We start from the raw sequence: 13,448 nt of genomic DNA, 5'->3' as shown, positions 1-13,448 counted from the left end.
TGGATGTGGACGACTTTCCCACGCTGCTGATTGCCGTGGCCGATGCGCCGCGCTTTTTCGGCCCGCTCACGCCGCAGCCGCAAACCCTGGAGCGGCTGGTGCGCAGCACGATGCGCGATGCCTCGGCCAAGGCGCTGACCGACCCGGCGCTGCACGCGGCCGTGGCGCGCATCCGGGCACAACGGCTGGCTGGTTGAAAGCAGGCTCGATAAGGCAAAAACGGTGGTCAGTTCCGGGGCTTTTCCGCCAGAAAACGACCGAGCGCCTGGCCCGCCAGCAACGTCACACCTTGTGTCTTGGCAAAACGCTGTGCCGTGTCGCTGACCGGGCTCAGGCTCAGGTAGATACATTGCTGCGCCTCGTGCGCCTCTTTGGCTGCCACCAGCTCGCGCAGCGCTTCCACGCCGTGAACAGCGGCTTTCCAGCGCTTGCAGCTCACCAGCGTGCGCTGTGCGCCCTTGATCAGCAGAAAGTCGGCCGCCTGGTTGTTGAGCCTTGTCACGGCATAGCCCTGCTCCACATAGATTTGCCCAACCAATGCAGAAAAATCACGCCACGACATGGCACCCGAGCGCGCCAGCATGTCGGCCACCCGCGCCGCGCTTGGGGCGTGCCACTGTTTGCGCGCGGCCATCACACCGATGACCAGAAACGGAAATGCGCCCATCACGCCAAAAGCCACATAGCGCTCGGGCAACAGCGCGGCCGACAGTAGCGAGATCACCGCCACAATGGCCAGGCTGATCCACCACGGCGAGCGCAGCAAAATCGCAAAAAGCGAGTTGTCGGACATTTTCAGTTTCATGGGAGCTGACGGATAAGAAATTGGACGATTGTGCCTGCGCGCGAGGCCGACCTGTGATTTCTGCTGGCAGAAGAAGTTGGCAAACCCGATCGGTGCCGGTCATGTTGCAAAAAGATTTGCACAAATGTATTTTGGTGCCAGGTGTTGTCTGGCTGCGGCGGGTTTGGCGGGCAAGTCCTGAAGCTGGCAGGCATCGTTGATTTCGGCATTGGCAAAGCGCTACTATAGTGATTCTTGTCCAGCCCCATCCCTTGATGGCATGACACTTCAAGAACCAAAATGAACCTCCGTTTTGTCGAAGCCTTTTATTGGGTTGCATCACTCAAAAGCATCTCGCGGGCGGCCGAAAAGCTGTATCTGACCCAATCCGCCATGTCCAGCCGCATTGCCAAGCTGGAAGAAGAGTTGGGTGTGCTGTTGCTTGACCGCAGCGACAAGCAGTTCAAGCTGACCGGCGCAGGCACCCGATTTCTGGGTCACGCCAACCGCTTGCTGGCGCTTCAGCGCGATGCCAAGGCAGACATGGGCGCAGGCATTGAGAAGCCAGTGTCGATACGCATTGGTGCCATCGAGTCGGTGTTGCACTCATGGCTGATCCCCTGGCTGGAGCAGTTGCGCCAGGAGCAACCGGGGCTGGCGCTTGATTTGACCGTGGAAACCACGCCTATCCTGATGGAGCAAATTCAACGTGGCGTGCTTGACCTGGTGTTTGCCGTGCTGCCATCGTCGGCTGACGGCGTGCGCAACCATGCTTTGATGCCGATGGAGATGGTTTTTGTGGGCCACCCCGAGCGGCACACCCAAGCGGTTTACCAGCTCGACGAACTGGCTGAACTGGAGCTGTTGACCTTTCAAAAGGGCTCGCAACCGAATGTCACCTTGCTTGATCTGTTTCGCCAGCAACGGCTGCAACCCAAAAAAGTGCATGCCATTTCATCCATTTCTGCCATGGTTCAGCTGGTGCAGGGCGGCTTCGGCGTGGCCGTGTTGCCGCGCGCAGCGGTGGCGCGCCTGACCGGGTTTGCCACTTTGAAAATGCTGGCCTGCGACGCCCCGCTCAAGGCGCTGCCGATCCATGCCAGCTACCGTTCCGACCCCACCACCATCATCATCGACAGTGTGGTTCAGTCGGCACTGACGTTTGCCGATGGTGCCGGTCATGCACCAAAAAAATCAATGTCGGGTAAACCCTAATCATCGAAAAAATCGATGGCTAAACAAGCATATTTTGCGTTTGCGCAAAGACAGCCGCACTTTCACAATGGCGCCATTCGTCATGAATGACCTAGCCATCGGGGAAATCAAGTGCCAAGCCATGCAGATTCAGTGAATATCGTTTTCGGACCCGAAGGTGCCGGCAACGCCCATCAGGTGCGCCGGATGATCCGCGCCGGCCAATGGCGTGCCCACACCAGCGGCTTGGCCAGCGACCATGTGCAGGGTAACGTGGTGATCTTGCCGCAGGCCCTGGCCAACGATTTTTTGCGGTATTGCCAGCGCAACCCCAAACCCTGCCCGGTGCTGGCGGTGTCAGAGCCCGGCGATACCAGCTTGCCTGGGCTGGGCGCAGACATCAACATCTGCACCGACCTGCCGCGCTACCGGGTTTGGCGCAAGGGTGAGGTGCTTGACGAGCCAACCGACATCACGGCGCTGTGGCGCGCTGACCTGGTGACTTTTGTGCTGGGCTGCTCGTTCTCTTTTGAGCATGCCCTGATGCAAGCGGGGTTGCGCCTGCGTCATGTCGAACAAGGCAAAAATGTGGCCATGTACCGCAGCAATATCCCGACGCAGGCGGCCGGTGTTTTTCATGGCCCCATGGTGGTTTCGATGCGCCCGATGCTGGCCGCCGACGCCATTCGCGCCGTGCAGGTTACCTCCCGTTTTCCCAATGTGCACGGTGCCCCGGTGCATTTGGGCGACCCCGCCCTGATCGGCATTGCCGACCTTGGCGCACCCGATTACGGTGATGCCGTCGAGCTCAAAAGCGGTGAATTGCCGGTGTTCTGGGCGTGCGGCGTTACCCCCCAGGCCGCGCTGCGCCAGGCCCAACCCGAGTTTTGCATCACCCACGCCCCGGGGGCGATGCTGATCACTGACCTTCTCAACCAACAACTCGCGTCGTTTTGAATGCGATCAACCCAGGAGCTGAAATGAAGAAAATTGCGATGACCTTGGCCTGCGCCGCCACGCTGGCCACCCCGCTGGCGCAAGCACAAACCACGTGGGACTTGCCCACCGGCTACGGTGCCAACACTTTCCAGACCCAAAACGTGGCCCAGTTTGCCAAGGACATCGAGCAGGCGACCGGCGGCAAGCTCAAGATCACGCTGCATCCGGGCGGCTCGCTGTTCAAGCAGCCCGAAATCAAGCGCGCCATCCAGAGCGGCATGGCACCGGCAGGCGAGTTCATTATTTCGGGCATGTCCAACGAAAATCCTCTGTTTGGGGTCGATTCCATTCCGTTCCTGGCCACCAGCTATGCCGATTCAAAGCGGCTGTATCAGGCATCTCAACCGGTGCAAGCCAAGGTGCTGGCCGCGCAAGGTGTCAAGATGCTGTTTGCGGTGCCGTGGCCCGGTCAGTCCTTGTATTCGGTCAAACCCATCACCAGCGCGGCTGACTTCAAGGGCACCAAAATGCGCGCCTACAACCCCGCCACCACCAAGATCGCCCAGATGCTGGGTGCCTCCCCGGTCACCATTCAGTTGCCCGAATTAAGCCAAGCGCTGGCCACGGGTGCCGCCAACAACTTCCTGACCTCCAGCGCCAGTGGTGCCGACGGCAAGCTCTATGAGCAGGTCAAGTATTTCTACCCGGTCAATGGCTGGCTTCCGCTCAATGTGACGGCGGTCAGCGTCAAGGCCTTTGACGCGCTTGACAAGCCCACGCAAGATGCCGTGCTCAAGGCCGCTGCAGCGGCTGAGCAACGCGGCTGGGCCGCAAGCGAGAAGGTGGACGCTGATTCCATTGCCATCCTCAAGGCCAATGGCGTCACCATTGCCGAACCCGCCGACAGCGTCAAACAGGCGCTGGCAGCCATTGGCAAGACCATGACCGCCGACTGGCTGACCACGGCCGGTGCCGATGGCAAAGCCATCATCGACGCCTACAACAAAAAGTAAGCCGGACTTGCTGCGCATGGATCATGTCATCCGCCAGTTTTACCGCCTGCTGCTGGTGTTGTCGTGCCTGTCGATGGTGGCGGCCTTGCTCGCCATCACCCTCAACATTGCCACGCGGCTGGTGGATGGCTGGAGCATCAGTGGGCTCGATGGCTACGCGGGTTATTCGATTGCGGCCGCTTTCTTTCTGGCGCTGCCGTCGGCCTTCGAGCACGGCAATCACATCCGCGTGACCAGCGTGCTCGACCATGTGCCGCCGCGCGTCAGGGCCGCTCTGGTGACGTGGGGGCTGGTGGTGGGCTTGCTGATTTCAAGCTACCTGGCGTGGTTCTCAGGCCGATTGGTCTGGATGTCGCACTTGTACCACGACGTGGCGCCCACCGGGGATGCCACGCCCATGTGGATTCCGCAGCTCAGCATGGCGCTGGGCACCGTGGGCTTTGCCGTGGCTTTCTTGCACGCGCTGGTGTGCCAGCTGCGCGGGCAGGCGTTTTTTCTTGAAACGGCAAAGACCAGCACGCGCTCGGAGTAAGCGCCGCAGTCGGCCTGGCAAGATGCCCGGTGCTGTTTATTCACGTCAGCAGAAAGAAAACCATGGATGCTGTTTTGGCCTTTGGCTTGGTGATTTTGTTGTTTGCCATATTGGGCTCAGGCGTGTGGATCGGGCTGTCGCTGCTGGCAGTCGGCATGATTGCCATGGAGTTTGTCAGCTCGCGCCCGGTGGGCGACGCCATGGCGCTGACCATCTGGGGTGCCACCTCGAGCTGGACATTAACGGCCTTGCCGTTGTTTCTGTGGATGGGCGAAATCTTGTTTCGCACCCGGCTCACCCAGAATATGTTCAAGGGCCTGGCACCCTGGTTCAACCACCTGCCCGGCCGCTTGTTGCATGTGAATGTGATTGGCTGCACTATTTTTGCGGCCATTTCCGGCTCGTCGGCGGCCACCTGCGCCACCATTGGCCGCATCTCGCTGCCTGAACTGCGCCAGCGCGGCTACCCCGAGCTGCTGGCAGTAGGCACGCTGGCCGGTGCCGCCACATTGGGGTTGTTGATCCCGCCGTCGATCATCATGATCGTCTATGGCGTGGCCGCCGATGTCTCGATTGCTAAGCTCTTTGTGGCAGGCATCGGGCCCGGCCTGTTGTTGGCAGGCTTGTTCATGGGCTACATCGTGGTCTGGTCGCTGTTCAACAAAGACAAGTTGCCCGCAGCCGATACCGACCTCAAACTGGGCCAAAAGCTGTATGCGGCCAGGCACCTGATTCCGGTGGTGACGTTGATCGCACTGGTGCTGGGCTCGATCTACTCGGGGGTGGCCACCGCCACCGAGGCCGCCGCACTGGGCGTGCTGGGGGCCCTGACGCTCTCTGGCATGGAGCGCAGCCTGAACTGGAAGTCGTTCAGCCAGGGGCTGGCTGCGGCCTGCCGGGTGTACTGCATGATCGGCCTGATTCTGGCGGGTGCCGCCTTTCTGACCCTGGCCATGGGCTTTGTCGGGCTGCCCCGGCATCTGGCCGAGTTCATCGGCGCGATGGAACTCTCGCCGCTGGTGCTGGTGCTGTGCCTGATGCTCTTCTTTCTGGTGCTGGGCTGTTTTCTGGACGGCATTTCGATGGTGGTGCTCACCATCGGGGTGCTCTTGCCCACGGTGCAGGCGGCGGGGCTGGACCTGATCTGGTTTGGTGTCTTTGTGGTGCTGGTGGTCGAGGTGGCCCAGATCACGCCACCGGTGGGGCTGAACCTGTTTGTCTTGCAGGGCCTCACTGGCCACCAGATGATTTACCTGGCGCGCGCCGCGCTGCCCATGTTCTTGCTGATGCTCGGCGCCGTGCTGCTCATCTTCTTCTTCCCCGAACTGGTGTTGTGGCTGCCACAAAACATGTAGCCCGGCACCCGTACGCATCCGGCCCAGGCAAGCCTGGCCTGCACAAGGAAACCTTCATGACAAACTCTGTACACCCCTCGGACGCGAAGCGTTGGCAATTCTGGATTGACCGTGGCGGCACGTTCACCGACGTGGTCGGCAAGCGCCCCGACGGCACCCTGGTCACGCACAAACTGCTGAGCGAAAACCCCGAGCATTACCGTGATGCCGCCGTCGCCGGTATTCGCCATCTGCTCGGGCTCAAACCCGGAGCACCGGTGTTGGCCGAGCAAGTGGAATGCGTCAAGATGGGCACCACCGTGGCCACCAACGCCTTGCTGGAGCGCAAGGGCGAGCCCACCCTGCTGGTGACCACGCGGGGTTTTCGCGATGCCCTGCGCATTGCCTACCAAAATCGCCCCCGCATCTTTGACCGCCATATTTTGTTGCCCGAGCTTTTGTACAGCGCGGTCATCGAGGCCAACGAGCGCATGGGGGCGCATGGCGACCTGGTAGAGGCGCTTGACGAGGCGCAACTGGCAGACGATTTACGCGCCCACTACCAACAAGGCTTGCGCAGCGTGGCCATTGTGTTCATGCACGGTTACCGTTACACCGCCCACGAGCTGGCGGCCAAACGCATCGCAGCGGCCACAGGATTTACCCAGATCAGCACCTCGCACGAGACCAGCCCCATGATGAAATTTGTCAGCCGGGGCGACACCACCGTGGTGGATGCTTATCTGTCGCCCATTTTGCGGCGCTACGTGGCGCAAGTTGGCGCAGAGATGCCGGGCGTCAAGCTGTTCTTCATGCAGTCATCGGGGGGGCTGACCGATGCGGCTGTGTTCCAGGGCAAGGACGCCATTTTGAGTGGCCCGGCGGGCGGCATTGTGGGCATGGCCCGCACGGCGGCGATTGCCGGTATCGGGAAAATCATCGGCTTCGACATGGGCGGCACCTCGACCGATGTGTCGCATTACGCCGGCGAGTTCGAGCGCGAGTTTGAAACCCAGGTGGCCGGCGTGCGCATGCGCGCCCCCATGATGAGCATCCACACCGTGGCCGCTGGCGGTGGTTCGCTGCTGGCGTATGACGGCGCGCGCTTTCGGGTTGGGCCCGAGAGTGCTGGCGCCAACCCGGGGCCGGCCAGTTACCGCCGCGGTGGCCCCTTGGCGGTGACCGACGCCAACGTGATGCTGGGCAAAATCCAGCCCCGGTTTTTCCCCAGGGTATTTGGGCCGAACGCAGACGAGGCGCTCAGTCTGGAGACGGTCAAAACACGGTTTGCTGCCTTGGCGGTGGCCTCACAGCGCGGCGCCGAAGACGTGGCCGAGGGCTTTATCAGCATTGCGGTGCAACAAATGGCCAATGCCATCAAGAAAATTTCGGTCGCGCGTGGCTATGACGTAACGCATTACACGCTGCAGTGTTTTGGCGGCGCCGGTGGCCAACACGCCTGTCTGGTGGCAGACGCACTGGGCATGACCCGCGTGTTGGTGCATCCGCTGGCCGGGGTGCTGAGCGCTTACGGCATGGGGCTGGCGGATCAGACCGTGATCCGTGAGCAGGCCGTTGAGCGCAAGCTCGAGCTTGCCGCACTACCGGCCATATTGACGGCGCTCCAGGCGCTTGGCCAGCAGGCCCAAGCCGAGCTGAAACAGCAACAGGTGAACCAGGGGGCCATCACCCTGCAGCGCCGCGTGCATGTGCGTTACGAGGGCAGTGACGCTGCTTTGCTGGTGGCTTTCCCGGCGGATGCGGCCGAAGCGGGTGATGGCGCAGATGCCAGCCAGCTGGTGCGCCAGATTGTGACGGGCTTCGAGGCTGCCTATCGCCAGCGGTTTTCGTTTCTGATGCAGGGCAAGGGGCTGATTGTGGAGGCGGTGTCGGTCGAGGTCGCGATTGCCGGCGATGCCCCCGAGGAACCCCTGCACCCGGTGCACGAAGCCCGCAGCCTGAAAACCAGCGCCATGGTGCGCGAGTGGGTGCCCATGTACTCGGGTGGCCAGTGGCTTGAGGCGGCTTTGGTGGTGCGCGAAGACCTGCGCCCGGGCGACGTCATTCCCGGCCCCGCCATCATCGCCGAAAAGAACGCCACCACCGTGGTCGAGCCCGGCTGGCAGGCTACCCTGACCGGTTTTGACCACCTCAATCTGGTGCGCACGGCGCAGCGCGCAGTCAAATTTGCCGCGGGCACCCGGGTTGACCCGGTGCTGCTGGAGGTCTTCAACAACCTGTTCATGAACATTGCCGAGCAAATGGGCCTGCAGCTGCAAAACACCGCCTATTCGGTGAACATCAAGGAGCGGCTGGACTTCAGCTGCGCGCTGTTTGATGCGGCCGGCAACCTGATCGCCAATGCGCCGCACATGCCGGTGCATCTGGGCTCCATGGGCGAGAGCATCAAGACCGTGGTGCGTGAAAACGCCGCCACCATGCAGCCGGGTGACGTGTATGTGCTCAACGACCCCTACCACGGCGGCACCCATCTGCCCGACATCACGGTCATCACGCCGGTGTACCTGAACGGCGAGGCCAGGTTTTACGTGGGCTCGCGCGGTCACCATGCCGATGTGGGCGGTACCACGCCGGGCTCCATGCCACCGTTTTCAACCCGGATTGAAGAAGAAGGTGTGCAGATCAACAACTTCAAGCTGGTTGATCGGGGCGTGCTGCGCGAGGCCGAGATGGTCGCCTTGCTCAGCAGCGGTGCCTACCCGTCGCGCAACACCCAGCAAAACATGGCCGACCTCAAGGCTCAGATTGCTGCCAACGAGAAAGGCGTGCAAGAGCTGGGCAAGATGGTCGCGCACTATGGGCTCGATGTGGTGCAGGCCTATATGCACCATGTCCAGGCCAACGCCGAAGAGTCGGTGCGCCGGGTCATCACGCGCCTGAAAGACGGCGCGTTCATGCTGCCGCTGGACAACGGCGCGCACATCAGCGTGGCGATTCGCGTCAACGCAGCAGAGCGCAGCGCGGTGATTGACTTCACTGGCACATCACAACAACAGGACAACAATTTCAACGCGCCCACGGCGGTGTGCATGGCGGCTGTGTTGTATGTTTTTCGAACGCTGGTGGATGACGACATTCCCCTCAACGCGGGCTGCCTCAAGCCGCTGCAGATCATCATTCCGCCAGGCTCCATGCTTAACCCCAACCCGCCCGCCTCGGTGGTGGCAGGCAATGTGGAGACCTCAAGCTGCATCACCAACGCCCTGTATGGTGCACTCGGTGTGATGGCTGCCAGCCAGTGCACCATGAACAACTTCACCTTTGGCAACGGGCGCTACCAGTACTACGAAACCATTTCGGGTGGCTCCGGTGCGGGTGCGCTTACCAATCCGGCGGGCGAGATCATTGGCGGTTTCAATGGCACCAGCGTGGTGCAAACCCACATGACCAACTCCCGCCTGACGGACCCCGAGATTTTTGAATTCAGGTTCCCGGTGCGGCTCGACAGCTACGAGATTCGCCAGGGTTCGGGCGGCGCGGGCCAATGGCGTGGCGGCGATGGTGGCATCCGGCGGGTGCGCTTTCTGGAGCCAATGAGCGCCAGCATTTTGTCCAACGGACGCGTGCACGGCGCCTTTGGCCTGGCCGGTGGCAAGCCGGGTCAGGTAGGCATTAACCGCGTTGTCAGGGCCAATGGGCAAGCTGAAGGACTCGGCCATATTGGCCAGGCCGAAATGCAGGTGGGCGATGTATTCGAGATATTCACCCCGGGTGGCGGTGGGTTTGGTAAGTAATGGGCCGGCAAGCCGGTGGCCGTCTTTTAAACGCCGTGGCTGTGCAGCACCACCGTGCCCTTGGGCGTATGCAGGGTGGCGACCAGGTCGGCCGCCGGGCCGGTTTCAATGGCGACCCCGTTGAGCCCGATGGCGTCAAACGCGGCTTGCAGTTTGTCGGCGCTGGGGTGGGTGATGGCCAGGCTTTGCAGCGACACGCCCGAGCGCGGCAGGCTGTTGCGCGGGTGCAGGCGCAGCGGCTCGGCGTCACCGGCCTTGCCCCACTGGATCAGGCTCGGCAGCGCGCCGTTGAACAGGCGCTGCCCGTCCTCACGCACTGTGATCTGCCATTGCAGCAGGCCGCGGCGTGAATGGCGACTGGCGTGCACGGCCGGGCCACGCTCAATACCTTGCGCTTTCAGGGCGCTGCGGGCCCCCTGGATGTCATCGGTGTTGGCAACAAAATGCACCAGACACGGTGCCACGGCCAGCGCTGCCTGCAGCGCCGCGTCGTCCATGTCGAACCAGCGTTTGGCGTCTGCGTTGGCAGGCCGTTTGGCGGCCGGGTTGATGGCGATGATTTCAAAATAGGCCAATGGATGCTTCGGCGTGGCAATCTTGAACAAGCGGTTGTGGGTGCCGTACTGCGCGTGCTCGCCGCCGGGTGCGGGCGTGACGCCCAGTGTGGCTTCGCACCACTGCACGCCTTGGGCCAGGGTTTGGGCAACGACGACCAGGTGATCTATTTGGGTTTTCATGGCCGCACCATACCATTGACGGGCTGCGCACAAGGGCTGCCAGAGTTTGGTATAAGTTGCGCAGCACCACCTACACGGACCCAAGCCGCACCATGAACGACAAATCGCACAAGCTCAAAGACACCGGCCTCAAGGTGACCGGGCCGCGTCAGACCATCCTGGAATTGTTTCAGACGGCGGCGCAGCGGCACATGAGCGCGGAAGACGTTTACAAACTGCTGGTGAGCGACAACACCGCCATTGGCCTGGCTACTGTGTATCGCGTGCTGACGCAGTTCGAGCAGGCAGGTATTTTGAGCCGCAGCAATTTCGAGAATGGCAAGGCGGTGTTTGAGCTCAACGAGGGCAAGCACCACGATCATATCGTGTGTATGGACTGCGGCCGCGTCGAGGAGTTTTTTGACGCTGAGATCGAAGCCCGCCAGAAAAAAATCGCCAAGGCCCAGGGCTACGAAATTGAAGACCATGCGCTGAGCCTGTATGCGCGCTGCATCAAAAGCGCGTGCCCTTATAAAAAATAGCATTCACGCAAAAGCGCTTCAGCGGCGGCGCTTCAAATAATAATGAGAATGATTCTCATTTAAGATAGAATGAGCCCATTCATTCACTTGCGGAGTTTTTTCCATGGTTTGGCACTTCACTCAATTTAGCCGTCAATTTTCTTTGGCACTGCTCGGTTTGAGCATGGGTCTGGCCCAGGCGGCAGAGCCGGTTTTGAACCTTTATTCAGCCCGCCACTACCCCACCGACGAGGCCTTGTACAGCGGCTTCACCCAGGCCACCGGCATCAAGATCAACCGCGTTGATGCCGACGATGCCGGCATTCTGGCGCGCCTCAAGGCCGAAGGCAGTGCCTCGCCGGCGGATGTGATTTTGTTGGTGGACGCCGCGCGTTTGTGGCGCGCCGAGGTCGATGGCCTGTTTCAGCCGGTCAAGTCCAAGGTATTGGAGGATGCCATCCCCGCCAATTTGCGCGCCAAGCCGGCTGACAACGGTGGCACGCCCTGGTTTGGCTTGTCCACCCGCGCGCGCATTGTGGTCTATGACGAGCGCAAGGTCAGCGCGGCGGATGTTGACAGTTATGAAAAACTGGCCGACCCCAAACTCAAGGGCAAGCTGTGCATCCGCTCGGGCGCGCACCCCTACAACCTGAGCTTGTTCGGCGCCATGACCGAGCACCTGGACCCGGCCAAAACCGAGGTCTGGCTCAAGGGTCTGGTAGCCAACATGGCGCGTAGCCCCAAGGGTGGCGACACCGACCAGATCAAGGGCGTGGCCTCGGGTGAATGCGCGGTGGCGGTCACTAATTCGTACTATCTGGCGCGCTTGATGCGCTCAGCCAAGCCCGCAGACCAGGCGGTGGCTGGCAAGGTCAAGGTGATGTTCCCGAACCAGGCCAGCTGGGGCACGCACGTCAACATCGCCGGTGGTGCCGTGGCACGCCACGCCAAGCACCCGGACAACGCGCTCAAGTTCCTGGAATACCTGGTCAGCCCAGCAGCGCAAAAGCACTTTGCCGACGGCAACAACGAATGGCCAGTGGCCCAAGGCGTGCAGTTTGACAACACGGCCCTGCAAGCCATGTCGGGCGGCAGTTTCAAGCGCGAGCTGGTGCCGATCAGCGCGGTCGGCATGAACCAGATCAAGGTGCAGCAAATGCTCGACCGGGTCGGGTTCAGGTAAGTTATGCGCTCTCGTGGGGTCTGGATGGGCATGCAGCATGCCACAATTCAAACTGGCTTGACCACAACAACCAAGGAATCCCATGCGCCTATTTGACTGGACCGAAAAAAGCCCCGATATCCTGCGCCAGGGCGGCGTGATCGCCCCCGACGAGCGCCTGCCCTGGGCGCAAACCACCGTGATGGGCATGCAGCACGTGATTGCCATGTTTGGCGCCACGGTGCTGGCGCCCATTTTGATGGGGTTCGACCCCAACCTGGCCATTTTGATGAGCGGCATTGGTACGCTGATCTTCTTTTTTATCACCGGCGGCAAGGTGCCGAGCTACCTGGGCTCGAGCTTTGCCTTTATTGGCGTGGTGATTGCGGCCACCGGTTACGCGGGCCAGGGCCTGAACGCCAACATGGGCGTGGCGCTGGGCGGCATCATTGCCTGCGGTGCGCTCTACACCGCCATCGGCCTGCTGGTGCAGGTGTCGGGCACCGGCTGGATCGAGAAGCTGATGCCGCCGGTGGTGACCGGTTCGGTGGTGGCCGTGATCGGCCTGAACCTGGCTGGTGTGCCGATCAAGAACATGGCGGCCAGCAACTTTGACAGCTGGATGCAGACCGCTACCTTTATTTGCGTGGCGCTGGTGGCGGTGTTCACCCGCGGCATGGTGCAGCGTCTGCTGATTCTGGTCGGTCTGCTGGTGGCCAGCGTGCTTTACGCCGTGCTGACCAATGGCCTGGGTCTGGGCAAGCCGATGGACCTGAGCGCCTTGTTCAACGCCGCCTGGTTCGGCATGCCGGGTTTTACCGCCCCGGTGTTTGACTCCAAGGCCATGCTGATGATTGCGCCGGTCGCCATTATTTTGGTGGCAGAAAACCTGGGCCACATCAAGGCCGTGAGCGCCATGACCGGCAAGAACCTGGACGTCTATATGGGCCGCGCCTTCATTGGCGACGGTGTGGCCACCATGGTCAGCGGCAGCGCCGGTGGCACCGGGGTCACCACCTACGCCGAGAACATCGGTGTCATGGCCGCAACCAAAGTCTATTCGACCGCCATGTTCCTGGTGGCAGCGCTGCTGGCGATTGTGCTGGGCTTCTCACCGAAGTTCGGTGCCGTGATCCAGACCATTCCGCTGCCGGTGATGGGCGGCGTCAGCATTGTGGTGTTTGGCCTGATTGCGGTGGCCGGCGCGCGCATCTGGGTCGAGAACAAGGTGGACTTTTCCGACAACAAGAATTTGATTGTGGCCGCCATCACGCTCATTTTGGGCACCGGTGACTTCACCCTCAAGTTTGGTGACTTCGCGCTGGGGGGCATCGGTACCGCCACCTTTGGCGCCATCGTGTTGTATGCGCTGCTGAACCGCCGCAGCGCGGCGTAATAAGTGAACTGGACGCGTCATTGCAAACAAAGCGACGCAGTCCATTCCCCCGGACTGCATGGACTGCCGCGCTACGCTTTCCATGAACAGTCCCGTCGTTGC

Annotated in this window: 11 protein-coding genes and 1 pseudogene; 10 read left to right on the top strand and 2 right to left on the bottom strand. The window is 61.5% G+C overall.

Annotation, left to right across the window (positions count from 1 at the left end; genetic code table 11):
- Positions 1-197: pseudogene (locus IBX54_RS07440) on the top strand (thioredoxin); the annotation flags it as partial.
- 29 nt (positions 198-226) lie between these two features.
- On the opposite strand, the gene IBX54_RS07435 reads toward IBX54_RS07440, so the two are convergent.
- Positions 227-793 carry a restriction endonuclease gene (locus IBX54_RS07435; protein WP_296542033.1) on the bottom strand — a complete coding sequence of 189 codons (567 nt, stop codon included), beginning with the start codon at positions 791-793 and terminating at the stop codon, positions 227-229.
- A gap of 291 nt (positions 794-1,084) precedes the next feature.
- On the opposite strand from IBX54_RS07435, the gene IBX54_RS07430 reads away from it, so the two are divergent.
- The 6 genes from IBX54_RS07430 (at position 1,085) to IBX54_RS07405 (ending at position 9,551) form a co-directional block, all read left to right on the top strand.
- Positions 1,085-1,999 carry a LysR family transcriptional regulator gene (locus IBX54_RS07430; RefSeq protein WP_296542032.1) on the top strand — a complete coding sequence of 305 codons (915 nt, stop codon included), beginning with the start codon at positions 1,085-1,087 and terminating at the stop codon, positions 1,997-1,999.
- A 177-nt stretch (positions 2,000-2,176) separates the two neighbouring features.
- A complete protein-coding gene (locus IBX54_RS07425; protein ID WP_296542035.1) occupies positions 2,177-2,935 on the top strand; it encodes a putative hydro-lyase in 759 nt (252 codons plus the stop codon).
- Positions 2,936-2,958: 23 nt separating this feature from the next.
- Entirely contained in the window at positions 2,959-3,930 is a 972-nt protein-coding gene (locus tag IBX54_RS07420) for a TRAP transporter substrate-binding protein (protein WP_296542031.1), read from the top strand.
- A gap of 16 nt (positions 3,931-3,946) precedes the next feature.
- Positions 3,947-4,462: a TRAP transporter small permease gene (locus IBX54_RS07415; RefSeq protein ID WP_296542030.1), complete on the top strand. Its 516-nt coding sequence runs from the start codon at positions 3,947-3,949 to the stop codon at positions 4,460-4,462.
- 62 nt (positions 4,463-4,524) lie between these two features.
- Positions 4,525-5,817, top strand: a complete 1,293-nt coding sequence (locus IBX54_RS07410) for a TRAP transporter large permease subunit (RefSeq protein WP_296542029.1) — start codon at positions 4,525-4,527, stop codon at positions 5,815-5,817.
- A 56-nt stretch (positions 5,818-5,873) separates the two neighbouring features.
- Positions 5,874-9,551 carry a hydantoinase B/oxoprolinase family protein gene (locus IBX54_RS07405; protein WP_296542028.1) on the top strand — a complete coding sequence of 1,226 codons (3,678 nt, stop codon included), beginning with the start codon at positions 5,874-5,876 and terminating at the stop codon, positions 9,549-9,551.
- A gap of 26 nt (positions 9,552-9,577) precedes the next feature.
- Here the strand turns inward: IBX54_RS07405 and IBX54_RS07400 are convergent, their stop codons facing one another.
- Positions 9,578-10,288: a VOC family protein gene (locus tag IBX54_RS07400; RefSeq protein ID WP_296542027.1), complete on the bottom strand. Its 711-nt coding sequence runs from the start codon at positions 10,286-10,288 to the stop codon at positions 9,578-9,580.
- Positions 10,289-10,380: 92 nt separating this feature from the next.
- Here IBX54_RS07400 and fur point away from each other — a divergent pair, with 92 nt between their 5' ends.
- The 3 genes from fur to IBX54_RS07385 all read left to right on the top strand — a co-directional run bounded on the left by fur (position 10,381) and on the right by IBX54_RS07385 (position 13,346).
- Complete coding sequence (fur, locus tag IBX54_RS07395; RefSeq protein ID WP_296542026.1) at positions 10,381-10,809, top strand: ferric iron uptake transcriptional regulator; 429 nt, start codon at positions 10,381-10,383, stop codon at positions 10,807-10,809.
- Positions 10,810-10,972: 163 nt separating this feature from the next.
- Positions 10,973-11,971, top strand: a complete 999-nt coding sequence (locus tag IBX54_RS07390; RefSeq protein WP_296542034.1) for an extracellular solute-binding protein — start codon at positions 10,973-10,975, stop codon at positions 11,969-11,971.
- A gap of 82 nt (positions 11,972-12,053) precedes the next feature.
- On the top strand, positions 12,054-13,346 hold the full coding sequence (locus IBX54_RS07385) for a solute carrier family 23 protein (RefSeq protein ID WP_296542025.1): 1,293 nt from the start codon (positions 12,054-12,056) through the stop codon (positions 13,344-13,346).
- The last annotated feature ends 102 nt before the right edge of the window (positions 13,347-13,448 follow it).

Origin of the sequence: Rhodoferax sp., from assembly GCF_014859475.1 — a bacterium.
In the GTDB taxonomy this organism is placed as follows: Bacteria; Pseudomonadota; Gammaproteobacteria; order Burkholderiales; family Burkholderiaceae_C; genus Rhodoferax.
This window is presented reverse-complemented; position numbering and strand designations above follow the sequence as displayed.